Here is a 26,171-nt window from a genome sequence, read left to right on the forward strand (position 1 = left end):
AATTCATTTCCACAAGCTTGTCATTCTATAAAGGTCGTGGCAAATAATTCTTTCTATACAATTTCTTTTTGTTTGTTTTCTTTTGTATGTTCAGTCTCCTTTTTATAAATTATGGTTTATCAAAATTATGATGGAAAAAGGAGAATGATAATGAAGTGTCGGATACTCGTGTGTTACCACAAGCCAAGCATTGTTTTTGCTAATGAATGTCTATTGCCTATTTTGGTTGGGGCATCAAGTGTGAAAGAAGAGAGTGTTAGCGAACTAGAGAATCTTTGCAAGCAAAAAGGAGTAAGTTTATGGCGTGATGATAGTGGAGATAATATTTCCTCACTTTTGTGAGCTGACGGCGATGTATTGGGCTTGGAAAAACTTGGATTCTGACTATTATGGATTGTTTCATTATCGTAGAATCTTTGATTTCAAAGATTCTTATGCGTCGCAAATGCCAAGAAAAGAAACTATAAGCGACAAAACAAATATCATAGGGCAATATAAGCTAGATTCTCAAGACATTATAGATGTCTGCAGGGATTGTGATATTGTCTTGCCAAAAAAGGTGATTGACCACGGACAGAGAAAAAGAGCAGAAAATTTGTCGCTATATGAGCTGTATGATGTTGTTCATTATATTAAAGATTTAGATGTTTGTTTGGAGTATATTGCTTCAAAGTATCCTGATATGCATACAATTGCTATGCAAACAATTCACCATAAACCATTGTATTGGCATATTGCGAATATGTGTATTATGAAAAAAGAATTGTATTTTGAGTATTGTGAGTGGATTTTTGATATTTTATTCGGAGTGCAAGGTAAGATTCCTTATCACTCTTATGACACTCATCAAGCAAGAGTTTTTGGCTTTTTGTCCGAACGACTTTTGAATATATGGATAGAGTATAAAAGGCAAACACAAACAAACTTGGTTATTAAAGAGTTGCCGCTAGTAGTTTTTAGGTTAAAATCTAAAAGAAGATGGCTAGGTTGGGTGCAAGATGGCAATGTAAAGCGGTTTTTTGTTTGTAAGATTCGGATTTTAAAAAAGCGATTGTAAAAGATTTGGTATGAATAGGCGATTGAAGAATTTTAAACAATATAGTACGCATCCTTCTTTTGTTAGAGTGGTAAGTTTGATTTGTTCTATGCTTATGGCGGTGGCCATAGCACTTTTACCTTTGAGTTATAGTGTTGTTTCTATAAGGCTTCCGCTCAATCTTTTGTATCTTGCCCTGATTTTATTTGTTGTGCTGTGTTATAAGCAATTTAAGCTTAAGGATATAAAAAATATAACCTTTCCCTTGGTGTGTTATGTTGTTGTGATATGTATGGCATTTGTCTCCTTATTGTTTGCTACTGATAGCAATTCAACATTTCTTGTTATAAGGCAGTATTTGTTGGAGCCATTTCTTTTTATGTTATTAGCGTATTATGTGGTAAAAGGGCTTGATAGAAAGAGTTTTTTCTATTTTATTTGTGCTATTTTTTTGGCATTGTCTTATCACCCCATAGTAACAATTTATGATTTTTTATCTCACAATGGAAGTTTTGGAGATTATCGTGCTATGTTACCTGCTTATCATACTCCAGCCACAGTGTATGCTTTTTATCTTATTGTATCTTTTAGTTTTGTGCTTGGTATCTTTTTGCAAACAAGGGGGATATTGAAAATTGTATTTTTCATATTAAGCATAATATGTGTTTTTGCTTTTTTCTGTAATGGTGGACGCTTCGCTCTTTTGGCGTGTGTGGTTATGTGTCTTAGTCCTTTTGTGTTATGTGTTTATAAAACAAAAGTAAGAGTGTTATTTGGCATAAGTTTGCTTTGTGTAATTGCTGTGTTTGGTGTATATAAGCTTAGTCAATCTTGGCAGATGAGATTTAATTTTTACAATATGGCACAAAATTTTCATCAAGTGTGGAAGAGTGATCCTGCTGAAATGGGAAAATTTAGCTATGGTTGTGGTAAATGGCTGGTATGTTCTATTCATTCTACAAATGAATATTCATCTGTTAGATGGGAAGATTCAAGCCTTATTAGAATCTCTTTGTTAAAATCTACACTTCTTGCCATAGCGGACAATCCTTGGCGTCCAAATGGTTATCATTTTCAGCAATTTCCTTACAATATTCAAAATATATTTGCTATCAATTCTCCTAATCACCCTTTTCCGTTCAAATATACCAATGACAATAAAATCATATTAGCTCACGCTCACAATCATAATTATATTATGTCTATATGGTTTGAGCTTGGGGTGATTGGTTTTATAGCGAGTATGTTATTTTTCTCTTATTTCGTTTGGAGTGGATATAGGGCAAAGATTAGGTGTGATGCATATGGCAAAGGAGATTCAAAAAATGTCATTATTATAAGCGTGAGCATTATGCTTATCGCTTTATTTGTGAGTAATCTATTTGATTGTATCCCCGTGCGTGATGGAGAAATTGTGTTGTTTATATTGCTTGGTGTATTTTTGGGGATAAGATATGCGAGATAAAGCACTTGTATCCATAATTATCCCTTTTTATAATACTGCTGCTTATCTACCAGAGTGCTTAGATTCTATTTTGGCACAAAGCTACAAGAGGCTTGAGATTATTCTTGTTGATGATGGGAGCAATGATGAGAGCACGAGTATAGCTCAAAGATATGTAGATCAAGATAGTAGAATTTGTCTTATTAGACAGGATAATATGGGTGCTGGGGCAGCAAGAAACAAAGGCTTAGAATCTGCCCGTGGCAAGTATGTTTTATTTTTTGATTCTGATGACTATATGAATGAAAATGCAATCTATAAGCTTGTGGAGAGGGCGGAGGATACGCAAGCACAAATTGTAATTGCTAGGAGTAAAGAATATAGACTGCAGGATACCACTTTGGTAGATATGAATTGGGCATTGCGATTTGAACTTTTGCCTGAAAAGCTAGTGTTTAATTATAAAGATATGGGGGGATTATATTTTTGGTTTTTGTGTTGACTGGGCGTGGGATAAACTCTATAAAAGAGAGTTTACCTATACTCGTGGGCTGAAGTTTCAAGAGATTAGATCAAGTAATGATTTGTATTTTGTCTTTTCTTCGCTAGTAGAGGCAGATTCTATAAGTGTTATAGATAGTGTGCTTTTTTATCATCGCACACAAAATCCATATTCTTTGGAAAATAGTAGAGACAAGAATCCGCTTGTATTTTTTGAAGCATTATATGCCTTGCGCACAAGGCTTATTAAAAATGGCACTTTTGATAATGTAGAGAGAAGCTTTGTAAATTGGAGCTTGGATTTTTGTTTTTGGCATTTACAAACACTTGGTGAAAAGGGGCATTGCATATTGTTCAAGGCACTTAAAAGGGAGCTTTACCAGTTGGGAATAGCCTCAAAACCGCGTGATTTTTTTATTCACCCAGCAAACCACAACAAACTACACTACATTCTCTCCATACCGCTTTGGCTACACAAGCTAAACCGCACAAAGCCTTTTGACACAAGAGGCATATTTTGGATACACCTAAGAGGTAAAAAGACAATTATTAGAATCTTTGGCTTTACTCTCTATAAAAGGAATTGCGATGAAGACTATTTGGTATGATAAGCTCTTTAAAGAGCGTTATATCCGCCGTAACAAGGCTGCTTTGCTCTATGTGCTTGATTATATGGGGGGGGGGGACCTCTTTGTTTTATAGGTTCATCAAGCGATTTGGTGGCACATATTTTAGATTAAGGGTATTGTTCGGTATGGTTGATATTCCACAGCTCACAATTATTCTCACAACAAAATGCACTCTCAAATGCGAATCGTGCAGCAATTTAATGCAATATTTTTTGCCAAATGAGCATTTTGACACAAGCTTTATGCGTCTTCAAAACGATATGGAAGCACTTTTGAGTGCTGTCTCAAGCATTGGATTTGTGCATGTTATCGGTGGGGAGCCACTACTTTTTAAAGAGCTACCGCAAGTTATGAGCTATCTTGCCAAACAACCTCAAATCAAAGGCGTTGAGCTTATCACAAATGGTACAAAAAGCTTTAGTGATGAACTGCTTGATTCTTTATGTTATGACAAAACTCGTGTTATCATTTCAGACTATAGCACAAATCCCGCGTTGATAAAACGATTAAAACACGATGAAATACTACACTTGCTCAAGGAAAGAAATATTAAATATTTATTTTATCATAGCAATTCTCTCTGGCGCGATGTGGGCAAAATATTTAAACGCAATCGACCCAAAGAGTTGATTGTCAAGAATTACCACGCATGCAAAATGCCATGCATTAGCCTCATAGGTGGTAACAACAACACTCTTGGTGGCATATTTGTATGTCCCATTGCCGCTGGATTAAGTAAGCTAAGAAACAAGGAAGAATTTGATGGAGATTTTGTATCTCTGCATTCTAAAACTCTGCGTAAAGATATTATTAGCTTCTATCGGCAAGATTTTTACAAAGCTTGTGATTATTGCCCAAATCTTTGGGAGGGGGTAGGCGAGATACCTGTCGCATTACAAACTACAAGAACATTAAGGCTTGAATAAAACTTTCAAAGGAGAAAATATGCATTATCAAAATGTAATAGTGGGAGCAGGATTAGCTGGTTTAACCATAGCAGAAAGACTAGCAAATGATTTAAACGAGCAAGTTTTAATTATAGATAAAAGGGAGCATATAGGCGGCAATGTGTATGATTACAGCTATAACGATATTATGGTGCATAAATATGGCAGTCATATATTCCACACTAACAACAGAGAAGTGTGGAATTACCTTAATACTTTTACTAGTTTTTATCCATACCAACACAAAATAAAAGGATTTGTAGATGGGCAGTTTATACCTATACCTTTTAACCTTAACTCACTTTATATGCTATTCCCTATTCGTATGGCACAAGAGTTAGAATCTATACTTTTAAAGCATTACGCATATGGGAGCAGAGTATCAATAATAGATATTCAAAAAATCACAGAACTTACCTTTTTAAGTCAATATATTTATGAAAAGATTTTTTTGCATTATACCCTTAAGCAATGGCAATGTGAGCCAAATAAGCTAGATTCTAGCGTCCTTAATCGTGTGCCTATTATTATAAGTAAAGATGATAGATATTTTTACGATAGATTTCAAGGGATTCCTATGCAGGGTTATACAAAAATGTGTGAAAATATGATTGATAGCAAGTATATTAGCGTGCAATATAATACAAAATGGCACGAAGTGAAAAATGATATAAAGTATAATCGTTTGTTTTTTTGTGGGGCAATTGATGAATTTTTTGACTATGAGTTTGGAGCGCTACCTTATAGAAGTTTAGAGTTTGATTTTGTATGTTTTGAGAAAGAGTATTTTCAGGGTAGTGCCGTGGTGAATTATCCAAATAATTACGACTATACGCGTATTGGCGAGTATAAATACTTTTTAGATTCAAAAAGCAAACATAGTGTTGTGAGTTTTGAATATCCAAAAGCATATTCTCAAGGAGATGAGCGTTATTATCCTATACCCAATCAAGAATCGCAAGTGTTGTATCAGTCCTATAAAGCAAAGGCAGAAAAGCTTAAAAATGTGTATTTTGTCGGCAGACTTGGGGAATATCGCTATTATGATATGGATAAAGTCATCTCTCGTGCCCTCTCACTTTTTGATGAGATATATAGAGATTCTAAGAAAAAGTGAGGGCTATAATCTATGTGACATTATGTAAATGTTTTTCAATGTCATTTTAAACTTTTTAGTTGTTTTGCAGATTTTTATTGTTGGTAACACTCTTATAATCCACATTCCCTTTGTGCGTAGCTTTGGAGTTGTGTAATACCATTTTCCCCGCACACACGACATTGTGGATTCCTTTTTAAGCTAATCTTGCGAAAAGCCATAGTGAGTGAATCAAAGCTCAAAAGTTGATTGTAGAGCGGCCCTCCTATGTTTGTAATCATTTTTAGCACCTCTGTGGCTTGAATCGTGCCTAGAATCCCAGCAATAGAGCCAAATACCCCAGCTTCCGCACAGTTTGGCACACTGCCTTGTGGTGGTGGGCTATCAAAAATACACGCATAGCACGCACTCTGCTTTGGTTTAATGCTCATACTCTGCCCACTAAAGCGTAAGATTCCCCCGTGTGAATAAGGCTTGTCTAGCAGCACACAAGCATCATTTATGAGAAATTTTGTTGCAAAATTATCGCATCCATCAACAATAATATCAAATTGAGACAGCACCTCAAGGGCATTGCTAGAATCTAGCATATACGAAAATGGTGTGATTTTCACATCAGGATTAATGGCTTGAAGCTTTTTGAGTGCAGATTCTACCTTTGGTATGCCAATATCTTCAGTGGAGTGCAGAATCTGTCTTTGCAGATTGCTTAAATCAACATTATCGCCATCAATAATGCCAATCTCCCCCACACCAGCTGCGGCAAGATAATACGCAATAGGAGAGCCAAGCCCACCAGCACCGACAACAAGCACCTTTGCTTTGAGAATTTTCTCCTGCCCCTTGAATCCGCACTCTCTTAGACTAAAGTGCCTTGCATAGCGTCTTAGCTGCTCTTGGGTAAAATTATACATCAACTAATTGCCTTTAAGAATATTGAGAGCTTGAGCGCATAGGCTTTTCCACGCACCTTCATAATTAATAAGCATACATTGCTCAAAAGCTGCTCGAGAATCTTGCCCGCTTGTTTTCAGCACAGAGCCTTTAAGATAGAGCGTTTTTTGCTTGTTGTCATCATTTATATCTTTTTTTAAGAGATTATCTAGCACATTGAGAGCTTCATTTAATCGTTGTGTGCGGATATAGCTCTGCGTTAGGGCAAAATCTACATAAGGAGAATCTGCAGTATTATTGAGAAGATTCTGCAAACGCAAAATATCTTTTGCATAAATCTCAATCCCTAGCTCATCTTTTTGAGATTCTGCTTTTTTAAGCAGTGTGAGATTGACCTGAAGCATTTTTGGATTATTAGCTTGAAATTCCTTTAAAAATGCGTATGTCTCAAGCATACCTTCCTTGTCTTCAAGGCTTGAAAGGGCATTGAAAAGCTCAAAGCCTACATCATAATATTGTGGATTTTTTAGATTTTTAGCTAAAGTGAGCGTGTCTCTCCCTGCACGAGCTGTGCTTTTCTCATCGCCGAGTTTAGCAAAATTAAGCGTATCTCTATAAAGCCACGCGAGTTTTTGCCCTACATCTTGGCTTGATTGTGCCATATTCTGCGAGATTTGAGCGGCTTGTTTGTTTAATGCTAGGGCATAAAGGCAGTCAAAAAGTGGCATTTTTTGACTTTCTTGCAAAGTGGCATTTGGATATTGTAAATAGTAGTTTGAAGCCTGTTTGCAGTCATTATTCTCTAGGCTTTGGTGTAATAAAACACTATATGATTTGCCAACGATAGGATCATTTTTGAGCATATCTTTTAAATCTAGTACTTCTTGGTATTTGCCCTCATCAAAAAGCGTTTGGGCTTTAAGTGAAAGGGCTTTTTCTTGCTCTGGTGAATTGGCGTAATTTTCAATGATATAATCATATTTTTCAATTTTAGAATCCGCACTCTCATCTTGTGCTAGGGCAAAAAGCAGTTTATCATCTCTATCTTTTACCTCTTCGGCTTTTGGACGATGCTCAAATTCTTGCAAAAACATTTTGTTGATTCTGTGTGCATCTTGTGTGGCATTAGCCCCTTGATACCAAAGGCTAATATTATTGAGTAAATCTTCTGCGGAGATATCATCATTTGGGAGATTGTCATAGAGATATTCCCCAAGTTTTGCAGCAATGAGATAGAGCTGCTCTTCAGCTAGGAATTTTAAAAATTCATACGATTTCATTGGATATTTTGCAATATAGCTTGGATTGACTTTAAGCATAGTTTCTAAGAGCTTTTGGGCTTGTTCTTTGTCGTGGTTTTGCAGACGAAATTTGCTCCATTCAATAGCCACAGCACTTGCACTATCAAGGTCTTTTGCCTCTTGGTAGGCTTGAGCAAAAAGCTTTGAAGCAGCAGTAGAATCAGATCCGCTATTAAAATGCTTTGCTAAAGCCATTTTAGATAAAGGCATATAGCGAGATTCTGGGTATTCGCTTATAGTGCGTTCAAAGTAGTATTTTGCCTCATTTGGAATCTTCATATCCGCATAGGCATTGCCAAGGTAGTATAGCACTTCTGGGACATTAGAATCTGTGGGATATTTTTTAATCCATTTTGTCCCCATATCCACAATCATATCGCTGTTTTCAACAGAATCAAAATGCTCTAATGCCCTTAAACGATACAGGAGTAAGTCTTTTGTGAAAATTGTTTTGGGATAGGTAATGAGTGTTTCATCTATGGCTTTGACAGCCTCAATATGGTTGTGGTTGTTAATGAGTGTTTTAATGTGATTGTAAGCCTCAAAGTCTTCGCCCTCATCATAATGTAAGGGACCTCTATTGATATCTAAATCTTTGAAATAAAGCTCTTTGTTTTTCACTATTTTAATAGGGAAATTAAGCCCTTTTGGTTTGGCTTGATTGGCATAGTCATTGAGAAAAGGGATTGTTTGTTTGTAGCCGATAATTTGCCAAGATGTGCTGAGTTGGGGTTGCTCTTTTGTGATTGGAGTTTGTTTTTTTAAATCACTTGGGGAGGCAAAAAGCTTGATTTTGTGTTTTGGTTCAACATAGAGATAGAATCTCCCATCTACTACGCGACTCCAAAAGCGGAAGAATAGTGTTTCTGTTGGAGAAAAACTCGCAATAGGCATTCTATCAAGCGTGCAGATAATGTGCGTTACCTCGCCTTGTGTGTCGTATTTCTCTTGGCATTCTAGGGGTTCTTTATGGGCAATATTAAGGACAGAAAAATGCTCTTTTAATTCCTTGCCGTAGTTTATGGTAACATCTAAAGCAAATAAAGGCACACAGCATAATAAAGCCACCCATAATATCCGCACTTACACTCCTAAGGTGGCTTAGCTAAGCCACTAGATTCTAATATATTTTAAGATAGTATGAGATAATATCAAGCAAATTTTGGACCATAAATATACAGCCAACACTCATAATCGCACAAATACCGATAGCAATTTTGCTTGAAAGCTCAAGCGGAGGCTGATAATCCCCAATACCATTTGAATCTTTAGCAAAGATATAGACCACAAGTTTAAGGTAATAAAAACCTGCGATAGTGCTGTTTATCACCATCGCTAAAGCAAGGAAGATATAATCCGCACTTAGAACTTCTAAGATTAAATACATCTTGCCCCAAAAGACAGAAAAAGGTGGAATCCCAGCAAGGGCAAACATAAACAAGCTTAGAAAAATAGCAAGTGTTGGGTTTGTTTTTATCATTCCGCCAAAGCTTTTGAAAGAGTGATTATATTTGGAATCTGCACTAAGCCATAAGATTCCAAATGCCCCAACATTAGCAAAGAGAAATAAGATCCAATACAAAAACACAACTTCTAAGGCTTGCTGTGTGCCTACAAAAATCGCTGCTAGGACAAAGCCAGAGTGGGAAATAGAGCTATAAGCTAGCATTCTTTTGACATCTTTTTGAACTAGAGCTATGAGATTTGGTAGAGTAATGCTTAATATGATGAGCGTGTAGAGCGTGTATTCCACAAAGGTGTTATGAGATTTTAAAAATATATTAAATACGCTAATAATCACACTAAAAGCGGCAATCTTTGGCACAATGGCAATAAATGCTGCTAAAAGCGAGTTTGACCCCTCATAGACATCAGGCACCCAAGTGTGAAAAGGCACTATAGAGATTTTAAATCCAAATGCAGCGACTAAGAATGTGAATCCTGCAAAGACAAGGATTGATGGCTCATAATTATGCTCAAGCAAAAACTTCGCAATATTGACAAGATTCACACTGCCTGTTGTCGCATAAAGAAGCATTGCACCAAAGGCATAAAATGCCGTAGCCAACGCTCCCATAACAAAGTATTTGATTGAAGATTCAAAGGAGACTTGCTTATTGTGTAACGCAATAAGAGCATAGATTGATAAAGAGGCGGTTTCTAAGCCTAGCAAAATAAGGATAAGATTTTGACTTGAGACCATAAAGCTAAAGCCAACTAAAGCAAACAATAAAAGTGCGTAAAACTCTGCATTTTGTGTCTCTGCAAAAGAATTTTGACGCATAAAAAAGAGCAAAATAATCAAAGTGGTAACAAGCATAATCATTTGGGCAAGGAGTGAGATTCCATCAACGAGCAATAGACCAAAAAAGCCCGGTGCTAGAAGAGGATTTGCCTCAAGCACAAGGAAGCCTAGATTCACAATAATAAACAAAAGACTGATGGCAATATACAAATCACGCGATTTGATTTTATTAAACACACCAACACCAAGCAGCACAATGCCACCAAGCAAGGAGATGCTCATAGGGATTAGGAGCGATATATTGAGCTGGGTTAGTGAAAAACTCATAGATTCTGGCATATTACTCTCCTATTCTTGGGATAAATAGCACCCCATCATCATCAAAATCTCGTGGCACATTACCAAGTGGATATTCTAAACTTTCTATGTTTTCCATATCGTGCGTTTGGGTGAGTGTAAGAGATATTTTTGCACTGATAGTTCGGCTTAGGGTCTCTGCACTTGTGCTGATAGGCGTAAGCAGGGGCTTTGGATACACGCCTAGCCATATAATAAGCACAAGGATTGGCACAAAAACAATTTTTTCTCGTAAATTTAAATCTTTTAGAGTGGTGTATTTGGGTAGGGCAGAGCCAAAAAAGACTTTTTTAAACATTGTAAGCATATAGATTGCTCCTACAAAAAAGCTACTTCCCGCAAGGAAGGCAATGATTGGATTGAGCTGAAAAAATCCATATAAGCTTAAAACTTCCCCAACAAAGCCCATTGTCAGTGGTAAGCCAAGTGAGCACATCATCACAATACCAAAAACACTGCTATATTGAGGCATACTATGGGCTATGCCTTGCACATCTTGTAAGCTTTGCGTTTGTGTGCGTGTTTGCAATACGCCAATCAGCATAAATAATGCTCCAACAACCACGCCGTGAGCTATCATAAAAAACACAGCCCCACTTAGTCCTTCAGTGTTAAGAGAGAAGATTCCAAGCACAATGATTCCCATATGTGAAAGCGAGCTATATGCTAGGAATGTTTTTAAATCTTTTTGTGCAAGAGCTATAAATGCCCCATAGACTACCATAAACACACAAATCAGTCCAATAATCAAGGAAATATTACTGCTTGTAAAAGGAAAAAGTGGCAAAACAAGCCGCAATAGCCCATATGTCCCCATTTTGCTTAATACCGCAGAGAGCAGAACGGAGCCAACAATTGGGGCTTGAGTATAGGCGTGTGGCTGCCAAGAGTGGAGTGGAAAAATGGGAATCTTAACTGCCATACCAATCAAGAAGGCAAGAAAGAGCCATTTTTGTGTATCTGGGTCAAGCGAGATTTGATACCAGTCAATAAGATTGAAACTCCAAGTCCCCATAATGAGAAAATATTGATAGGCAAAATACAGGATTCCAACAAGCATAATTAAAGATGCCCCAAAAGTGTAGATAAAATATTTGATTGAAGCATAGATTCTTTTTTCTCCACCCCAGACACCGATGATATATAGCACAGGCAAAAGTGAAAGCTCCCAGAAAATATAAAACATCATCACATCAAGTGCGCTAAAAACACCCATAACAATACTTTCAAGGAATAAAATTGCAATAATAAGTGATGTTCTTAAGTATTTAAAAAAATAGAGTGCAAGGAGTGTGATAAAGGCGTTTAAAGCAAGGAGAAAAAGTGAAATGCCATCAATGCCAACAGAATAGCTGATGTTATAAGATGAGATAAGCTCATAGTGCGTAACAAACTGAATCCCGCCATAATTGGTATTAAATTCATTCCATAATAACACTACAAAAAGTAGCTCAAGTGAAGCAACAAGAATGGCAAAAATACGGCTATTTTCGCCCTTTAGCACATAGAGTAGAAGTGCTGCAAAGGCTGGAAAAAAGATAACAATATTTAAAAGATAATTCATCTCTTACCTCCACATAAAGTAAATACCACACGCAATGAGCATAGCACAAAGTCCCAAGCACATAAGCATAAGCATACGGGAAAGTGAGCCATTTTGCGTGAGCGAGAGTTTAGCGCCTAGGGCTTTAATCAATAAGGCTAGAGAATCTACAAATCTATCAATACATCTAATTTCCACTTTTTGCCACAAGAAGTGAGCGCATTTATAATATGGCTTAATGAGCAAAATCTCATAAAGTTTTGGGATATAGTAGTGATTGCTTAGAATCTTGTATAAAAAGTTAGATTCCCAAAAGGGTGAAAATCCACCACGAGCATATTTGATAATAGCAAATAGCACACTTAAGCACACAAGCCACAAAGTCCCGCCAATAAGCAATAAATGTGTATCGTGTGCAATAGTCAATGAGAAAGCAGGAAAGGCACTCTTAAGGAAAGATTCAAGCACTCCACCAAGCCCAGCAATGATAGCTAAAATCATCAAAGGCAGCATTGCAAGAAGCATATAAGAATACGCTTCGTGTGGGTGTTCGTGGTGATTTTGTTTGACAAAAAATACAAGCATAAGTAGTCTAAAACTATAAAATGCGGTGAAAATCGCACTCACAAGCAGGATTATCCAAATGGTGTTGTTTTGAGTAAAAGCAACCTCTAAGATTAAATCTTTTGAGAAGAATCCAGCAAATGGGTAGATTCCAGCTAAGGCAAGAGAGGCGATAACCATCATAATCATCGTATAACGCAGACTTTTATGCAACCCACCCATTTTTGTAATATTAAGTTTGTCGTTCATTGCGTGCATAACATTCCCAGCTCCCAAGAATAAAAGAGCCTTGAAAAAGGCGTGTGTGATAAGATGAAAAAGTGCTATAGCATACGCCCCAAGCCCAGCAGCGACAAACATATAACCAAGTTGAGAGAGAGTAGAGTAGGCAATAATACGCTTCAAATCTTTATTGACAAGTGCCATACTTGCCCCAAAAATTGCTACAAAAGCTCCAAGTGAGGCGATAAAAAAGCCAATATCAGGAATCATTTGATACAAAGGAAAGCAACGCACCACGAGATAGACCCCAGCAGTTACCATTGTAGCAGCGTGAATAAGTGCAGAAACTGGTGTAGGACCCTCCATCGCATCAGCAAGCCAAGTGTGAAAGGGGAATTGTGCGGATTTACCCATAGCTCCCACAAAGAGTAAAGCTCCAATCCACATTAATGTGCTTGTATCAAAATCATTTGATTTGAGTGCGAGAAAAACTTCATCATATTTTAAACTTTCACAAACATAAAAGATTAAAAAGATTCCCATAATCAACGCCAAATCAGCAATTCTATTTGCCACAAAGGCTTCGATGGAAGCAAAGTTTGCTCTCTCTCTTTCATACCAGAATCCAACAAGTAGATAGGAGCATAGCCCTACACCTTCCCAACCGGCAAAAAGCCCAAGGAAATTATCACTCATTACGAGCAATAGCATTGAAAACACAAAGCCGCTCAAGTAGCTAAAATAGCGATTAAAGCCAGAATCTTGCTTCATATATCCAATGGAATACACAAACACCATAGCGGACACAAGGCTTACCACTAGCATCATACTCGCACTCACACTATCAATCATAAAGCCAAATGAGCTATAAAAATCTCCTGCTTCAATCCAGTCTAAAAAATCAATATGAACGACAATGTTGTAATGGTAAATTTCCCAAAAGATAAGGATTGATGCACACAAAGAGCCAAAAAGGAGCAATGTAGGGATAATCCCAGCAAGCAACATTTTACCTCTATGTCCTAGGAGTGCGGCAAATACAGCACCAGTCAATGGGGCAAAAAGTGCGAGATAAATAAGCCAAATGAGTGTTTGGGTTTCAAGTTTCATCATCTATCCTTTAAGACTTGTGAGTGTGCTAATATCAAGCGTATGGTGCTTTTTATACCAAATGACAACAAGCCCAAGCCCTACAGCAATTTCAACTGCGGCAATGGCAATAATGAATAGGGCAAAAATCTCCCCATTTAAATCACGCAAGTATGAACCAATGGCGACAAAGCCAATATTGACGGCATTAAGGAGAATTTCGGTTGAGAAAAACAGCATAAGGATATTCTTTCGTCTTAGGATTCCAAAAAGCCCAATACAAAACAACAGGGCAGATAAAAGTAGATAATGATTGAGACTAATCATCTTTGCTCCTTTTTGACACTAAGGACTATGCCCGCAACCATTGCTACAAGCAACATAAGTGCGGCAAGTTCAAAGGGGATAAGGTATTGCGTGAAAAGCACATAGCCAATTTTTTGAATATTATTCATTTCCGCAAAATCAAGCAAATTTACTGAATCTGCGATAGTTTCAAGCTGATTGCCAAGTAAAGGCAGACCAAACATAGCCACAAGCACCACACATATCCCCACACACAGCACGGAGGCTATCCATTCATTTTTGCGAGATTCTATGACATCTTTTGAAGTGTCAAAAAACATCATTGCAAATGCATAGAGTGCCACCACAGAGCCGCCATAAACGACAATTTGCACCGCCCCTATAAACTCTGCTCCTAGTGTAAAGAATATCCCAGAGATAAAAATCATACCTCCTGCAAGGGCGGTCATTGCATAAATGATACGCGATGAGGTAACCACAATAAGAAAGCTCACAATACACAATGTGCTAAAAAGATAAAATGAAATTGTTTCAAACATTGCTACTCTCCTTTTGGGAGGGTTGTGTTTGGCTAGGTTGCGTAGAAGCTTGTGTAGATTCTTGTGTTTCTTGCTTTGTGGAATCTAGCACATAGCTTAGAGGTGTCTTTATCATACGCTCATTAGCATTGTAAGATACAGAGCCAAATCCACCATACTCTATAAGTGAAGATTGAGATTCTAAAAGTTCAGGTTTGAAGCCAAAATGCGCCCTTTGCACGCTTGCATTTTCAAAACGATTGCCGTGTATGATGGCAAGTTCAGGGCAGACCTCAGCACATAATCCACAATAAATACAACGCCCAAAGTTGATACTATAATCTAAGATTTTTTTACGCCCATCTTCGCCTCTATCGGTAATAATGCGTATGCAATTACTTGTGCAGATTTTTTCACATAGCCCACAGCCAATACATCGTTCATTTTCAGATTCTAAAAGTCTTTGTAGCTTATGAATGGCTCTATATCGTGGGCTTAAAGGGTTGGATTCTAGTGGATATTGCACGGTAACATTTGGTGCAAAAAACGCCCCAAGTGCAGTTTTTAGCCCACTTAACAAGTCAAGGCTAAAACTCATCTTTAAAGTGAGTGCCACGCGAGTAAGAAAAGGCTCTCTCTCGCGTTTGGTGCGAGGAGGCAAGATTCTGTATTCTGTTTTCATAAACTCTCCTAAAGAAGTAAAATGCAGCCAGTGATAAGCACATTTAAAAGTGCTAGAGGAAGCATAACCTTCCAACACATACGCATAAGCTGATCGGGTCGCACATGTGGGAATGAAGCTCTCACCCACATAAACAAAAAGATAAAAAAGCACACTTTAAGTAAAATAGCAATGCCACCGGGGATAAAGCCTAAATCATTGAATCCACCGCAGAAAATAAGGCTTAAAATAAAAGCGGTTGCGAACATATTGGCATATTCCCCAATAAAGAACATTCCCCATTTTAGCCCACTATACTCACTTGCAAATCCAGCTGTAAGCTCTGCTTCGTGTTCAAGCAAGTCAAAAGGTGTGCGGTTAAGCTCTACATAAGCAGCAATGAGAAAAAGCACAAAGGCAAGAGGCTGCTTAAACAAAAGCCAATCAAATATGCCGCCTTGCTGATAGTTGTTGATATCTACAAGCGATAGAGATTCAACAATCATTAAAGGTGCAAGGAGTGAAAGCATAGTGATAACTTCAAAGCTCAAAAATTGCAAAGCCGCCCTTGCCCCACCGATAAGCGACCATTTATTACCAGAGCTTAGTCCTGCAAGAAGCGGAGCATAAATCCCACAAGAGCCAACAGCTAGGATAAATAAAATCCCTACATTAATATCAGCAATAATAGGGCGGATAGTGTAGCCAAAAAGCTCAAATTCAGGAAAAAAAGGTATAGCTGCCATAGCGACAAAAGCCGTTATGGCGGCTATTGAGGGTGCAAGGATAAATATGGGCTTTATGGCATTTTGTGGGATAATGTCCTCTTTTGCAAAAAGTTTAATCCCATCAGCAATAACCTGCAACAAGCCATAGGGTCCTACATAGTTTGGTCCAATGCGTCTTTGAAAGAAGCCTAGCACCTTGCGTTCTAAATAAGTGCCAAATCCAGCTAATGCGGAAAAAATAAGCAAAACGACTAGAATCTTAAGAATAGTTTCAATAATACTACCGCTCAAATCACTCATAACGCACTCCTTATAGCTTCGGCTTTCATTAATTCCACTTTAGCCCATTGATTTTGAGCAAAGATTCTATCCGCTCCTTCAAGCATAGGATTGATAAGAAAATATGGCTCATTTAAGCGGTGGTCTATGTATAACGCTCCACTTACTTGTGATATAGAATCTGAAAGCGTGATAGTCTCTCCCTCTTTGATACCTAGCTCGGCAAAGAGAGCATTGCCCACATAAATGCCCATCTTATTTTGCAAATGCACACTTGAGGCGGTGTAGGTATTAAATTGTGAGGGTGAGTAAAGCTTGTAGGCATTATAAGTTTTATAATGTGGTAATTCTAGCACACTAGATTCAAGTTGTGGCAGTGGGGATAGGGCAATTGATTTGAAGCGATAACCTCTCATATCAGTGCCATTGTTGGCAAATTTATTTTCAAAGTCATCAAATTCGCAACCACAAATAAGGCTTGTATAATCAATGAGATATTCCCCTTTCATATCAAAAGCCTTGGCAATATCACTTAAATCATAGCCTTTAAACACAAGGGCGGGTTTGAGCGGTAAGATTCTACAATCAATGCTCGTATAAGTACCCTCCATTTGATTGATAGCGGGCAAAATAAAATCAGGTGTTTGCGTAGCATATTTTTGATTATCATCTATGCTGATACAATCAGATTCACATACAAAGTCCCCTCCTGTGCGGTATCCTATGCTGCAATGAGAATCTGCTTTTTTGGGAGTAAAATCACAAATCATCGCTAGTCCAAGTGCGTTGGCAAAAGGAGGAATGAGTAAAACCTTTAGCACTCCCTTATGCTCCAAGATTCCAAGAATGTGAGCTAGAATCTGTGCTTGTGGATTCTCATACACTTCCGCACCAAGCACAAGTAAAGGAGTGGTTTGAAGCATTTGTTTAAGTGTGTCAAATTCATTGATGTTTGCATCAAGTAAGGCTTGGAATTTTACCTCTTCTTTTACTTCTTTAACTCTCTCTATGATTTCTTGCTCAATCTCTTCTCCAGCTTCATTTGTAGTCTTTACCATTTTTTTTACTTCTTTTTCAACAGGTGCTGTAATGGTCGTTTTACTTTGGAGTAGTGGCTGTAAAATCTCGCGTAATGTATCAAATTCTACATCTTGCGTGTCATTATTGTCTAAATATGCAAGGGCAATCGCTCCAATAGCAATGCTTAGGGCGTCCTCACGATAGGCAATATGTGTGAGAGATTTGCTTAAGCTTGTCATTAGTGTATCATTAAGTGGGTGCATATAGATAGCGTTAGAGCCTTTTTGGAGTTTGAGTTTGTTGTTAAGCATATAGCGTAAAGTTGGCACTTGGTAGTTTATCGCACTGCCTAGAACAATGACATTTTGTGCATTCTTAAGCTCATCAAGATGATTGAGATTTGTTTTTTGAGCGTATGTCAAAAAGGCATTGATAAAGTTTTTAAAATCTAGAGCTTCTTGGTTGTGAAGTGTGAGATTCTGTATCTTAGCGATGTGATTTAGCACAAAGGCCTCTTCATTTGTTGTTTGATTGCCTACATTAATAGAATCTGCGTTCTTAAAGGCGTTAATAGCAGTTTGTAGATTCTGCTTAGGCTCCGGGCTTGAGCTGACATCATAGGCATAGCGTCCCGCCCCACAAATGGGATTAAAGTAGAAGTCATTTTTTACGCGGAAAATATGCGGTGTGCCAAGGCTATCATTATGACGGACATCATAGGTGATTTTACAGCCCATAGGGCAGTGCGGACAGGTGGAATCTATCTTTTTGAGTTCCCACGCATTGGCTTTGTATTTAAAGTCATTTGTGCTTAATGCCCCCACAGGACATACGCTAATGCACTCCCCGCAGTCAAAGCAAGGCGTTTCGCCCACAAATGCGATTAAAGCCTTCTGTTTTCTAGCCCACACGCTTAGGGCGTCCTTTGGCATTTTCTCTTTCCATACTGCTGTGTCAAGCACCTCTAAATCCGCCTTTTGTGCTTTTAAGTTATTCTCCCCTAAGTTGTCCTTACAGGTTGTGGCACATCGCTCACACATAATGCAAAGATTAGGGTCATAGACGACTTTTGCCCAAGTTTTATGGGGCTTGTCATTTTCTCTAATGTGATAATTTTGCGAAGTAACATTCATTTTAAGCGTGTAGTTTTGCAGCTCACATTCCCCACTTTTATCGCACACACCGCATTGCAGTGGGTGATTGACATCATAGCTTTGCATAATAGCATTGCGTTCTTCCATAATCTCGGGCGTATGGGTAAGGATATTCATACCATCTTTTGCCTTTGTGTTACAAGAATAGCTGCGTTTGCCTTCAATATCTATCATACAGAGCTTACACGCCATAGTAGGAGAGCAACCAGAGAGATAGCAAATCGCTGGAATCTCAATGCCCTCTTTACGAGCAATTTGTAAAATACTCTCTCCTTCATTACAGGAGATAGCCTGATCATTGATTGTAATGGTAATTTTACTCATAATATCACCTCTACTTTTTTGTAAGGATAGCCTAGATTCAGTTCCTGCTGTTTGATGGATTGACTAGGAAGATACAAAAGGGCAATTGTGCCTTTGAGCGAGTTATCATATTGGCATTGCGTTAGAATCTGCTGGGATTCAAAGCCTAGTGTAATGCTTGTTTTGTCTTGTAATTTTAATGCTTTGGCAAAAAGGGGCGGTGTTTTAAGCAAGGGTGAATTTATGGGTGAATCTAGGGCAATGTCAGCAACGCTGCGTTTAGGCATAATATAAATAAAATTGCCATTAGATTCTGGGAGTTGCTCACATACTGAAAGCTCGGCTTGCAAACTTTGATTTGGCTTAATAGAATCTGCAAGTTCAGGCATAATAATTTCTATATTTGTTATTTTGCTTAAAAGTCCAAGTATGTGAGCAATGTCTTTGGCATTTGGGTGCTGTGCTAATTCTGCACCTAAAACAAGGGCGAAACTTGAGGGGTTTATAAAAGTTTTGAGCTTGTCTAGCTCCTCTTCTGCAAGATTAGATTCTGATGCAAGAAAGCCTACATCAAGGTCATTAAGAAGTTTGTCAAGTTGAGCTATATTAGAATCTGCTGTGTTTGCTTGAAAGGTGGATGAAAGCGTATGGGCTAAAAGCCACGCTACACCAAACTCTGTGCCAACCTCATATCTAGCAAAATGTGCAATTTGTTTGTCATTCTCAAGCCCATCAAGTAACGGAAGTGGATGTAAGATAAAAAGTTGAGAAAAGAGCTTAGAATCTATGTGTATTTTCTCCCATAAATAGCCAAAGCTCAAAAGCGTTGCGTGTTGTGTCAAAGTGGTTTGTATAGGCTTATTTGAAATATTGCTCAAAGTCTGGGCAAATGCTTTCATTTTGCTCTCCTTACTACAATAGTCCAATCCACTTCGTTAAATCGCAAACTATTCAGTAGCTCATCACCGCGATTAAGCACACAATCAATGGCTTTTTGAACATTGTTAAAATCTCTTACTTCAAAGAGAAAAATCGCCACTTCACCTTGAGAAAGCTCATCACACAGCTCACTTAAGCGTTTTTCAAAATCATTTGCCAAGTGTCGCAAGTCGTATCTTTTCATATCTCTCCTTTTACCTATCCACTTCGCCAAAAACAATATTTGTTGAGCCAATGATAGTTGGAATATCCGCGACATAATGCCCTACTAAAAGTTCCTGTAACGCTCCTGTGTGATAGAAACTCGGTGTGCGTATTTTAAGCCTATGCGGGGAAGGCATTCCTTGAGAGTTGATAAAGAACCCTAATTCTCCTTTTGGAGATTCTGTTGGCACATAGACTTCACCAACAGGCGGACGCATACCTTGTGTAACAAGCACAAAATGCTGCATAAGAGAATAGTTTTGAGTCATAATATCTTCTTTTGGAGCGGAGATATAGCGAGCATCTTTTGCCATTATCTCACTTGGTGTGCTTGGATACATAGTCATAAGCTGCTTAAGAATCTTAATAGATTCATAAATCTCTTCAATATAGAGTTGATAACGCGCATAGCAATCGCCCTCATTTGCCACAGGCACTTCAAAATCAAGCTCATTATATAGCTCATAAGGGTTATGTTTGCGTATATCCCACTTAATCCCACTGCCTCGTGCCATAACTCCGCTTAGTCCCCATTGCTTGATAAAGTCTTGTGAGACATAGCCAACATTTTCAAGCCGAATACGCCAGATTCTATTTTTATCAAGTAGCCCACGCACAAGATCAAGCGTTTTAGGCACACTTTGGGTGAATCTCTCTACACTTTGTAAGAATCCTTGCGGTAAATCAAGTGGCACACCACCTATGCGGATAGCATTATGTGTAAGTCTTGCCCCGCAATAATCTTCCATCAAATCAAGCCCATATTCACGCTCAATAAAACAATATAAAAAGATGGATAATGCTCCAACATCCATACCATGCACACCAAGAAAGAAAATGTGTGAGATAATACGATTAATCTCTAAAAGCATAGTGCGAATGACTTTAGCACGCAGTGGCACTTCCACGCCAATAAGCTTTTCCACCCCTAGAGCAAAGGCGTAGTTATTGCTTGTTGCAGCAATATAATCAAGCCTGTCAGTTGTTGGCATAAACTCATTGTAAATCATATTTTCAGCCATTTTTTCAATACCACGATGAAGGTAGCCAATATCAGGTGTTGCTTTTATGATTTTTTCATTTTCTAGCTCAAGGATAAGGCGGAGTTGCCCGTGAGCCGAGGGGTGCTGTGGTCCAAAATTGACCACCATTTTATCATTTTCTTTTTCAAAAAATATGTTTTCAAAGTTTGGTTTGAGTTTGGTATAGTTTTGTCTCATCGGCGTTCCTTTAATTCTTTGCCGGATTTAAAAGTTTTAATAAGTAGTGGCGCATTGCTCTCTTGATAGCGAGATTCAAAGCTAATAGCAGAGAAATTTTTATCATCATTTCTATCAATTCTTGCACTATCGCGTTGCTCTGGTCCAATAATTTGGCGATACTCTTTTCCAAAGATTTTATCTACTTCATACCACGCAGCATATTCATCACCTTGTAAAGGATAGCTTTTAAGTAATGGGTGTCCTACCCAATCTTTTGGCATAAGCAATCGTTGCAAATAAGGGTGTCCATCAAAGATAATCCCAAACATATCAAAGCACTCTCTTTCACTCCAATTCGCACTTTTAAAAAGTGAAGTGAGTGAGGTGATATGCTCTCCTTTTTTAATTTTTGTTTTGATTTTAAGACGCTTTGAGCTTGTGTCCTCAAGCTTAAGAAGTAAGTAAAAAAGTTCAAATTCATTATTTTCCTCTAGCTTATCAATGGCACTCATCTCCGTCAAAAAGTCATAGCCCAAAACAAATAGCTCTTTGATAAGCGGTAAAATCTGCGTAGATTCTACCCAAAGTGTGGTGAGATCATTTTGAATATAGCTTTGTGTTATAGGCGTATGCAAGGCTTGAAGAAAAGATTGAGATTCACCCAAAGGAAGCATTGGCGAAGTGGGCATTACATCAAAGCGGTTTGTATAATACACACTTTTTTGTGCGTTGGCTTTAGGGGGATTTTGTCGTATCATTTTGCACCTCTTGTGTTTTGGGCTATATTTTTCATACAAGTCGCTTTGGTTTGATTTGTGGAATAGCTTTCTGTTTGCGAATCTTTTGTTGAAGCACCATAACCGCGTATTGTAAAGTCTCTGGGCGAGGTGCACAGCCGGGGAGATAAATATCAACAGGGATAATCCTATCTACCCCTTGAACAGTTGAATAAGTATTAAACATTCCGCCTGTATTAGCACAGCTCCCCATAGAGATAACCCATTTTGGCTCAGGCATTTGATCATAAAGTCGGCGAACAAATTCAGCGTGCTTTTTGGTAACCGTCCCTGATACAATCATCAAGTCCGCTTGTCTAGGTGAAGCACGAAAGATGGTCCCAAATCTATCAAGGTCAAAGCGAGAGCCACCTGTTGCCATCATTTCAATAGCACAACACGCCAAGCCATAGGTAAGCCCCCAAAGTGAGTTGCTCCTACTCCAATTTAATAGCTTATCTACACTGCTAAGAGCGATAGGAAGCCCCGCACTTTGCGTATAATTTACTTGATGCTCTGCCACGATAATGCTCCTTTCTTCCACGCGTAAATAAATCCTACAATCAAAAAGGCAATAAAGCTTAACATTTCAAAAAATACAAAGCCACCAAGCCCCATATATGTGAAAGACTTGAAATCTATCGCCCAAGGAATCATAAAAATCACTTCAATATCAAAAAGGATAAAAAGTAAAGCAAGGATAAAAAAATGCGTGGAGATTCTATTTTGCTGTTTGTTTGGTGTGGGACCGCACTCATAGGTTGAAAGCTTGAGCTTTTCTCTATCCTTTTTTGCCATTTTTCTTGAGATGATGCGTTGTAGTCTTAGGGTAAGTGTGAAAGCAACGCTTGTTAGCACAAATAGCACAAAAACGCCAAAATATGGATGCTCAAAAACAGAATGACTCATCTTTTCTCTTTGTTTGCTGATTTTTTTTGGGAGGATTGTAATGTATAGATTCTAAAAAACACCCTTTTTGGTTAAAAAATACTTTACAAATATCAAAAAAGAGTTACTTTTTTACCCTCAAACTATGCGTGATGTTGATTTAGGTAGATTCTACACAGCGTTATTTGATGACTTAAATGTATGGGTCTTGTTAGGTATATTAACAAAATTTGATATAATGTCGCCTTTGCTTCTTTTGGCGGAGTATAGCGCAGCCTGATTAGCGCGCACCCTTGGGGTGGGTGAGGTCGTGGGTTTGAATCCCGCTACTCCGACCATCTCTTTTGTAAATAAACAAAAATAGAGATAAATAAAAACAAATAGAATAAAACTTAAATAACCTTTTGTAAGCTTTCCTAAAGTTTGGAAAATCAAAAAATGATATTTTTTTCCTAAAGAGTGGATTCCTGACATTTTGAAAAAAATAGAAATTTTTGGTAACAAATTTGGAACAAAAAACTTAAAACAAAAAAAGGCATAAAATTTGTTCCAAAATTTATAGTTTAATTTTGATTATTGTTCTTGTTTATATTTGAAAAAAATAAGGATAAAAAAGAAAAACCTCATCCGAGGAAAAATACCAAAAATTATTTTTTAGGTATTTTTTATTTTTAGAGACTATTCTTAATCCCTTTTTCTGCAGTCGTGCTTCTGTGACCACTTCTACAGATTTTTCTTTCCTGCTTGGATACGCCGTTATAAATGTGGCGTGTCCAGCAGAATCACGAGAGGCAATAATCGTTGTCCGCTCATTGCCTCCTTTAATAACCTCTCCTATTTTGGCATTGTTGAGCTTTTTAGCTACATCAACAACCGCCGAGAGGTCAATGCCTCTTTCTTCTACTCTTTACCAGAAGTGTTTGCTACACTTCATATATATAGGCGACATTTTTACTCCTTTCGCCATTCTCATCTTGATTTATATCAAGAGACTTTAGTCCATTCAATGCCCTTGGCATCAACAGACACCTTGAAAAATACTTCCACACTTTCGTGTTCGTATTTTCCGCCTACATAGTGGCTGACTTTTTCCCACTTACTAAAAGTAAGTTCATCTGGGTAAAATCTAAAGCCACTATTCCCGCAGCCAAAAATCCCATTGCGTTTCCACATATTTTTTGGGTTATGCCCATAATATTGCAGAATCGCTGCAAATACTCTGTTGTAGAGTATTTTACTTTGTGGCACTTGGCTCATTTGCAAGCTCCAGTGGCTTGATTAAAACCACTTTGAAACAATACTTTCGCATTGTCTCCTTGGATTTTGCAAACCTTCTCTTTTTCCTGCGTAGTTGAAAATGCAACTGCACTTCCTATTCCACACAAGAAAAGTCCTATAATTAAAATTTGTTTCATCATTGTTGTCTCCTTTGGTGTTACCAAAAAAAAAGACAGCATTTATCGCCCAAAGAGGCAATAAAAATACTGCCTCTTTGGCTATCTCAGTGCTTATTCAGCACAACTTATTAGTAGAAATATTACTTCTCCAGTGGGCACTGTGGGTAATACTCCCAAGCAACTTGATCATCTGTTAGGGCAGAATCTATCAAATCGCAAAAGGAATATGTCCGCTTTGCAACTTCTACCCCATTAAGGTAGCTCGTGATACGAGCAAACCTTAATTCTGAATCTAGCTGATACGCAGCACACGTATAGCTATCTTCCTCCTCAGACAACTCGTGGTTGTCTGGATCTTGTAACTTAGCAGCAAGCTTCCTGAGGTGACTTTTCATCACACTCTTTAGCTCTTTTCCGCCTTTTGTAGGCAGGAATGGCTGTTAGAATAGCCATTAAATAGGCTATCTTTCCAGCCCATTGCAACATAGTGTTGCAAATTTTCTCCCTGCTTTTCTACAAGCACATTTTCAACGCGCTTGTATCTATAGGGCATATCGGCTATTGACTCGCAGAAGAAGCATTCCGCATCTTCCACGGTTTCGATGGGATCATTCCAATCCTCATCAAATTGTTGTCTGACACTATCTGCTATAACAACAAAATCTGCATCCCTTATTTCTCTATTCGTATAAATTGCAAATAGAGTGCTGTTATCAGAGACTTCAACAGCCTCTGAAACGATCCCATAGATAATTTTTTCGCTCATTTTTTTCTCCTTTGTGTTTTATTTTTTATTTCCTACAACCCCAACCTATAATGTTAAAGTTGTTTTTTAGGGCATTGTAAGCCCACTCAGCAGCAGTATCTACTGCTACTTCTTGCTCTAGTGAATCTACACTTATAACAGCATCTTCTGCTGTCATTTCGCCAAATTCGGCTATGAGCTCTCGTTTGTCTAACTGACAAACATTCGCGGAATACAACGAGGCATTCCATTTGAATCTGTCTCCCAAATTTGTTCTAGCAATCTCTATTACTATGAGACCGCTGAACAAACTAGCAACCTCCACAATGTTTGTATTGTTCCAAGTGCCATGATCGTAATAAGCCAATTCTCTTTCGAGCTTCTGGCTCATTTTTTCTTTAATTTTTTTGTTTTGTCATGTGTTCTCCTTTATTGTTTTAGACACAAATGAAGGGGACACAATATATCTCCTAGGGGAGAAAAAATGTACCCCTAGGGACTAAGAAAAAGAATTAATAAAGAATTAATTATGATTGAGAGTATAAAGAGGAGACCAAATCCTTACTGTTGCTTGGTGTATCTCGAACAAAAAAGCATCATCTACGATACCAATTTTCTCAATAAACCTTTCTATAGCACAAGATTTGATTTGGCTGCAGTTTGCAGTTGATGGCTTTGAAAGCCCAAGGCTTTCAAAATTTTGTATCTTTACCATATAGGGCAAAATACAGAGCCTATCTTGCCAAGCAGTAATTGGCACGACTTGCCCTACAAGTTGTCCAAAATCAGCATCCACCACTATTGCAGGGCGAATTTTCCTGATTTCATTTCCAACCTGTGGCTCAAATTTTACATACCATATTTCTCCGCGAGAAATGGTATTTTTATTCAATGCCATCGGCTATTCCAGCTTCTGCAAGCTCCAATTCCTCTTTTCTATTCTCTTCATCTGCTATATATATTGCGTATGCCACTCTATATTGTTGCAGAATGTTTTCTTCTTTTTCTTTTCTTTCTTGTTTTTGTTTTTCCAAATCAGTGCTAATTAACTCTGAAGTCATCGTAGCTCCTTTTGTAACTTGCACTAATTTTAGCACATTTTCACTCATTTTGCTCCTTTATTCCTAAACAACCTCTCAAACTCCTTTAAGAATCTATGCTCAACATATTGCATGTCTTGTAG

General features: G+C 37.9%; 27 protein-coding genes, 1 tRNA gene and 1 pseudogene. 7 read left to right on the top strand and 22 right to left on the bottom strand.

Annotated elements, in window-relative coordinates; translation table 11 throughout:
- Window positions 1-150: 150 nt before the first annotated feature.
- The 6 genes and pseudogenes from EBF12_RS07540 (at window position 151) to glf (ending at window position 5,674) form a co-directional block, all read left to right on the top strand.
- A pseudogene (locus EBF12_RS07540) lies at window positions 151-1,057 on the top strand (DUF4422 domain-containing protein).
- A gap of 67 nt (window positions 1,058-1,124) precedes the next feature.
- Entirely contained in the window at window positions 1,125-2,501 is a 1,377-nt protein-coding gene (locus EBF12_RS07545) for an O-antigen ligase family protein (RefSeq protein ID WP_244196453.1), read from the top strand.
- Complete coding sequence (locus EBF12_RS11895) at window positions 2,491-2,982, top strand: glycosyltransferase family 2 protein (RefSeq protein ID WP_244196449.1); 492 nt, start codon at window positions 2,491-2,493, stop codon at window positions 2,980-2,982. The genes EBF12_RS07545 and EBF12_RS11895 overlap by 11 nt, the downstream gene beginning before the upstream one ends.
- Before the next feature lie 82 nt (window positions 2,983-3,064).
- Window positions 3,065-3,589: a hypothetical protein gene (locus EBF12_RS11900; protein WP_244196450.1), complete on the top strand. Its 525-nt coding sequence runs from the start codon at window positions 3,065-3,067 to the stop codon at window positions 3,587-3,589.
- 83 nt (window positions 3,590-3,672) lie between these two features.
- Complete coding sequence (locus EBF12_RS07555) at window positions 3,673-4,536, top strand: radical SAM protein (RefSeq protein WP_157979075.1); 864 nt, start codon at window positions 3,673-3,675, stop codon at window positions 4,534-4,536.
- A 19-nt stretch (window positions 4,537-4,555) separates the two neighbouring features.
- A complete protein-coding gene (gene glf, locus EBF12_RS07560) occupies window positions 4,556-5,674 on the top strand; it encodes a UDP-galactopyranose mutase (RefSeq protein ID WP_121727108.1) in 1,119 nt (372 codons plus the stop codon).
- A 92-nt stretch (window positions 5,675-5,766) separates the two neighbouring features.
- On the opposite strand, the gene EBF12_RS07565 is transcribed toward glf, so the two are convergent.
- The 16 genes from EBF12_RS07565 to EBF12_RS07640 are packed head-to-tail and all read right to left on the bottom strand — an operon-like array spanning window position 5,767 to window position 22,867.
- A complete protein-coding gene (locus tag EBF12_RS07565) occupies window positions 5,767-6,567 on the bottom strand; it encodes a HesA/MoeB/ThiF family protein (protein WP_121727134.1) in 801 nt (266 codons plus the stop codon).
- Window positions 6,568-6,570: 3 nt separating this feature from the next.
- Window positions 6,571-8,931 carry a DUF7494 domain-containing protein gene (locus EBF12_RS07570; protein ID WP_121727109.1) on the bottom strand — a complete coding sequence of 787 codons (2,361 nt, stop codon included), beginning with the start codon at window positions 8,929-8,931 and terminating at the stop codon, window positions 6,571-6,573.
- A gap of 37 nt (window positions 8,932-8,968) precedes the next feature.
- Window positions 8,969-10,432: an NADH-quinone oxidoreductase subunit NuoN gene (nuoN, locus tag EBF12_RS07575; protein ID WP_121727110.1), complete on the bottom strand. Its 1,464-nt coding sequence runs from the start codon at window positions 10,430-10,432 to the stop codon at window positions 8,969-8,971.
- Window position 10,433: 1 nt separating this feature from the next.
- Window positions 10,434-12,014 (bottom strand): NADH-quinone oxidoreductase subunit M, encoded by a 1,581-nt coding sequence (locus EBF12_RS07580; RefSeq protein ID WP_121727111.1) that lies wholly within the window; start codon window positions 12,012-12,014, stop codon window positions 10,434-10,436.
- Window positions 12,015-12,017: 3 nt separating this feature from the next.
- On the bottom strand, window positions 12,018-13,889 hold the full coding sequence (nuoL, locus tag EBF12_RS07585; RefSeq protein WP_121727112.1) for an NADH-quinone oxidoreductase subunit L: 1,872 nt from the start codon (window positions 13,887-13,889) through the stop codon (window positions 12,018-12,020).
- Window positions 13,890-13,892: 3 nt separating this feature from the next.
- Entirely contained in the window at window positions 13,893-14,195 is a 303-nt protein-coding gene (gene nuoK, locus EBF12_RS07590; RefSeq protein ID WP_121727113.1) for an NADH-quinone oxidoreductase subunit NuoK, read from the bottom strand.
- Window positions 14,192-14,713: an NADH-quinone oxidoreductase subunit J gene (locus EBF12_RS07595; protein WP_121727114.1), complete on the bottom strand. Its 522-nt coding sequence runs from the start codon at window positions 14,711-14,713 to the stop codon at window positions 14,192-14,194. The genes nuoK and EBF12_RS07595 overlap by 4 nt, the downstream gene beginning before the upstream one ends.
- On the bottom strand, window positions 14,706-15,374 hold the full coding sequence (nuoI, locus tag EBF12_RS07600) for an NADH-quinone oxidoreductase subunit NuoI (RefSeq protein ID WP_121727115.1): 669 nt from the start codon (window positions 15,372-15,374) through the stop codon (window positions 14,706-14,708). Before nuoI ends, EBF12_RS07595 begins: the two co-directional genes overlap by 8 nt.
- Before the next feature lie 8 nt (window positions 15,375-15,382).
- Entirely contained in the window at window positions 15,383-16,372 is a 990-nt protein-coding gene (gene nuoH / locus EBF12_RS07605; RefSeq protein ID WP_208630964.1) for an NADH-quinone oxidoreductase subunit NuoH, read from the bottom strand.
- Between the two features lie 5 nt (window positions 16,373-16,377).
- Window positions 16,378-18,858: an NADH-quinone oxidoreductase subunit G gene (locus EBF12_RS07610; protein WP_121727117.1), complete on the bottom strand. Its 2,481-nt coding sequence runs from the start codon at window positions 18,856-18,858 to the stop codon at window positions 16,378-16,380.
- Complete coding sequence (locus EBF12_RS07615) at window positions 18,855-19,736, bottom strand: hypothetical protein (protein WP_121727118.1); 882 nt, start codon at window positions 19,734-19,736, stop codon at window positions 18,855-18,857. Before EBF12_RS07615 ends, EBF12_RS07610 begins: the two co-directional genes overlap by 4 nt.
- Window positions 19,733-19,960, bottom strand: coding sequence for an NADH-ubiquinone oxidoreductase subunit E family protein (locus EBF12_RS07620; protein ID WP_121727119.1), 228 nt, complete (start codon window positions 19,958-19,960; stop codon window positions 19,733-19,735). The genes EBF12_RS07615 and EBF12_RS07620 overlap by 4 nt, the downstream gene beginning before the upstream one ends.
- Window positions 19,961-19,970: 10 nt before the next feature.
- The gene (gene nuoD / locus EBF12_RS07625) at window positions 19,971-21,200 is read right to left on the bottom strand and encodes an NADH dehydrogenase (quinone) subunit D (RefSeq protein ID WP_121727120.1); all 1,230 of its coding nucleotides are present in this window, start codon (window positions 21,198-21,200) and stop codon (window positions 19,971-19,973) included.
- Window positions 21,197-21,940, bottom strand: coding sequence for an NADH-quinone oxidoreductase subunit C (locus EBF12_RS07630; protein ID WP_121727121.1), 744 nt, complete (start codon window positions 21,938-21,940; stop codon window positions 21,197-21,199). The genes nuoD and EBF12_RS07630 overlap by 4 nt, the downstream gene beginning before the upstream one ends.
- A 31-nt stretch (window positions 21,941-21,971) precedes the next feature.
- A complete protein-coding gene (locus EBF12_RS07635) occupies window positions 21,972-22,481 on the bottom strand; it encodes a NuoB/complex I 20 kDa subunit family protein (RefSeq protein WP_034588246.1) in 510 nt (169 codons plus the stop codon).
- The gene (locus EBF12_RS07640; protein WP_121727122.1) at window positions 22,463-22,867 is read right to left on the bottom strand and encodes an NAD(P)H-quinone oxidoreductase subunit 3; all 405 of its coding nucleotides are present in this window, start codon (window positions 22,865-22,867) and stop codon (window positions 22,463-22,465) included. The genes EBF12_RS07635 and EBF12_RS07640 overlap by 19 nt, the downstream gene beginning before the upstream one ends.
- Before the next feature lie 239 nt (window positions 22,868-23,106).
- Between EBF12_RS07640 and EBF12_RS07650 the strand changes: the two genes are divergently transcribed.
- Window positions 23,107-23,184: transfer RNA gene (locus tag EBF12_RS07650), tRNA-Pro, on the top strand.
- A 646-nt stretch (window positions 23,185-23,830) separates the two neighbouring features.
- Here EBF12_RS07650 and EBF12_RS07660 read toward each other — a convergent pair.
- The 6 genes from EBF12_RS07660 to EBF12_RS07680 all read right to left on the bottom strand — a co-directional run bounded on the left by EBF12_RS07660 (window position 23,831) and on the right by EBF12_RS07680 (window position 26,097).
- Entirely contained in the window at window positions 23,831-24,103 is a 273-nt protein-coding gene (locus tag EBF12_RS07660) for a hypothetical protein (RefSeq protein ID WP_121727124.1), read from the bottom strand.
- Window positions 24,100-24,264: a hypothetical protein gene (locus EBF12_RS11285; protein ID WP_167444797.1), complete on the bottom strand. Its 165-nt coding sequence runs from the start codon at window positions 24,262-24,264 to the stop codon at window positions 24,100-24,102. Before EBF12_RS11285 ends, EBF12_RS07660 begins: the two co-directional genes overlap by 4 nt.
- Window positions 24,265-24,646: 382 nt before the next feature.
- Window positions 24,647-25,009, bottom strand: a complete 363-nt coding sequence (locus tag EBF12_RS11905) for a hypothetical protein (RefSeq protein WP_244196451.1) — start codon at window positions 25,007-25,009, stop codon at window positions 24,647-24,649.
- Window positions 25,010-25,034: 25 nt separating this feature from the next.
- A complete protein-coding gene (locus EBF12_RS07670) occupies window positions 25,035-25,355 on the bottom strand; it encodes a hypothetical protein (protein ID WP_244196452.1) in 321 nt (106 codons plus the stop codon).
- Between the two features lie 156 nt (window positions 25,356-25,511).
- The gene (locus EBF12_RS07675) at window positions 25,512-25,886 is read right to left on the bottom strand and encodes a type II toxin-antitoxin system PemK/MazF family toxin (protein ID WP_121727126.1); all 375 of its coding nucleotides are present in this window, start codon (window positions 25,884-25,886) and stop codon (window positions 25,512-25,514) included.
- On the bottom strand, window positions 25,873-26,097 hold the full coding sequence (locus EBF12_RS07680; RefSeq protein WP_121727127.1) for a hypothetical protein: 225 nt from the start codon (window positions 26,095-26,097) through the stop codon (window positions 25,873-25,875). Before EBF12_RS07680 ends, EBF12_RS07675 begins: the two co-directional genes overlap by 14 nt.
- Window positions 26,098-26,171: the final 74 nt, after the last annotated feature.

This window comes from Helicobacter labetoulli, from assembly GCF_003670275.1.
Classification (GTDB): Bacteria; Campylobacterota; Campylobacteria; order Campylobacterales; family Helicobacteraceae; genus Helicobacter_C; species Helicobacter_C labetoulli.

Excerpts from the sequence above, each read along its gene's own strand:
- nuoK (WP_121727113.1), bottom strand. The coding sequence starts at position 14,195 with ATGATTAGTCTCAATCATTATCTACTTTTATCTGCCCTGTTGTTTTGT.
- EBF12_RS07680 (WP_121727127.1), bottom strand. The coding sequence starts at position 26,097 with ATGAGTGAAAATGTGCTAAAATTAGTGCAAGTTACAAAAGGAGCTACG.
- EBF12_RS07565 (WP_121727134.1), bottom strand. The coding sequence starts at position 6,567 with ATGTATAATTTTACCCAAGAGCAGCTAAGACGCTATGCAAGGCACTTT.
- EBF12_RS07630 (WP_121727121.1), bottom strand. The coding sequence starts at position 21,940 with ATGATACGACAAAATCCCCCTAAAGCCAACGCACAAAAAAGTGTGTAT.
- EBF12_RS11285 (WP_167444797.1), bottom strand. The coding sequence starts at position 24,264 with ATGATGAAACAAATTTTAATTATAGGACTTTTCTTGTGTGGAATAGGA.
- EBF12_RS07640 (WP_121727122.1), bottom strand. The coding sequence starts at position 22,867 with ATGAGTCATTCTGTTTTTGAGCATCCATATTTTGGCGTTTTTGTGCTA.
- EBF12_RS11895 (WP_244196449.1), top strand. The coding sequence starts at position 2,491 with ATGCGAGATAAAGCACTTGTATCCATAATTATCCCTTTTTATAATACT.
- EBF12_RS07595 (WP_121727114.1), bottom strand. The coding sequence starts at position 14,713 with ATGTTTGAAACAATTTCATTTTATCTTTTTAGCACATTGTGTATTGTG.
- EBF12_RS07620 (WP_121727119.1), bottom strand. The coding sequence starts at position 19,960 with ATGAAAAGATACGACTTGCGACACTTGGCAAATGATTTTGAAAAACGC.
- EBF12_RS07675 (WP_121727126.1), bottom strand. The coding sequence starts at position 25,886 with ATGGCATTGAATAAAAATACCATTTCTCGCGGAGAAATATGGTATGTA.
- EBF12_RS07610 (WP_121727117.1), bottom strand. The coding sequence starts at position 18,858 with ATGAGTAAAATTACCATTACAATCAATGATCAGGCTATCTCCTGTAAT.
- nuoL (WP_121727112.1), bottom strand. The coding sequence starts at position 13,889 with ATGAAACTTGAAACCCAAACACTCATTTGGCTTATTTATCTCGCACTT.
- nuoN (WP_121727110.1), bottom strand. The coding sequence starts at position 10,432 with ATGCCAGAATCTATGAGTTTTTCACTAACCCAGCTCAATATATCGCTC.
- EBF12_RS07660 (WP_121727124.1), bottom strand. The coding sequence starts at position 24,103 with ATGAGCCAAGTGCCACAAAGTAAAATACTCTACAACAGAGTATTTGCA.
- glf (WP_121727108.1), top strand. The coding sequence starts at position 4,556 with ATGCATTATCAAAATGTAATAGTGGGAGCAGGATTAGCTGGTTTAACC.
- nuoI (WP_121727115.1), bottom strand. The coding sequence starts at position 15,374 with ATGAAAACAGAATACAGAATCTTGCCTCCTCGCACCAAACGCGAGAGA.
- EBF12_RS11905 (WP_244196451.1), bottom strand. The coding sequence starts at position 25,009 with ATGAGCGAAAAAATTATCTATGGGATCGTTTCAGAGGCTGTTGAAGTC.
- EBF12_RS07580 (WP_121727111.1), bottom strand. The coding sequence starts at position 12,014 with ATGAATTATCTTTTAAATATTGTTATCTTTTTTCCAGCCTTTGCAGCA.
- EBF12_RS07615 (WP_121727118.1), bottom strand. The coding sequence starts at position 19,736 with ATGAAAGCATTTGCCCAGACTTTGAGCAATATTTCAAATAAGCCTATA.
- nuoD (WP_121727120.1), bottom strand. The coding sequence starts at position 21,200 with ATGAGACAAAACTATACCAAACTCAAACCAAACTTTGAAAACATATTT.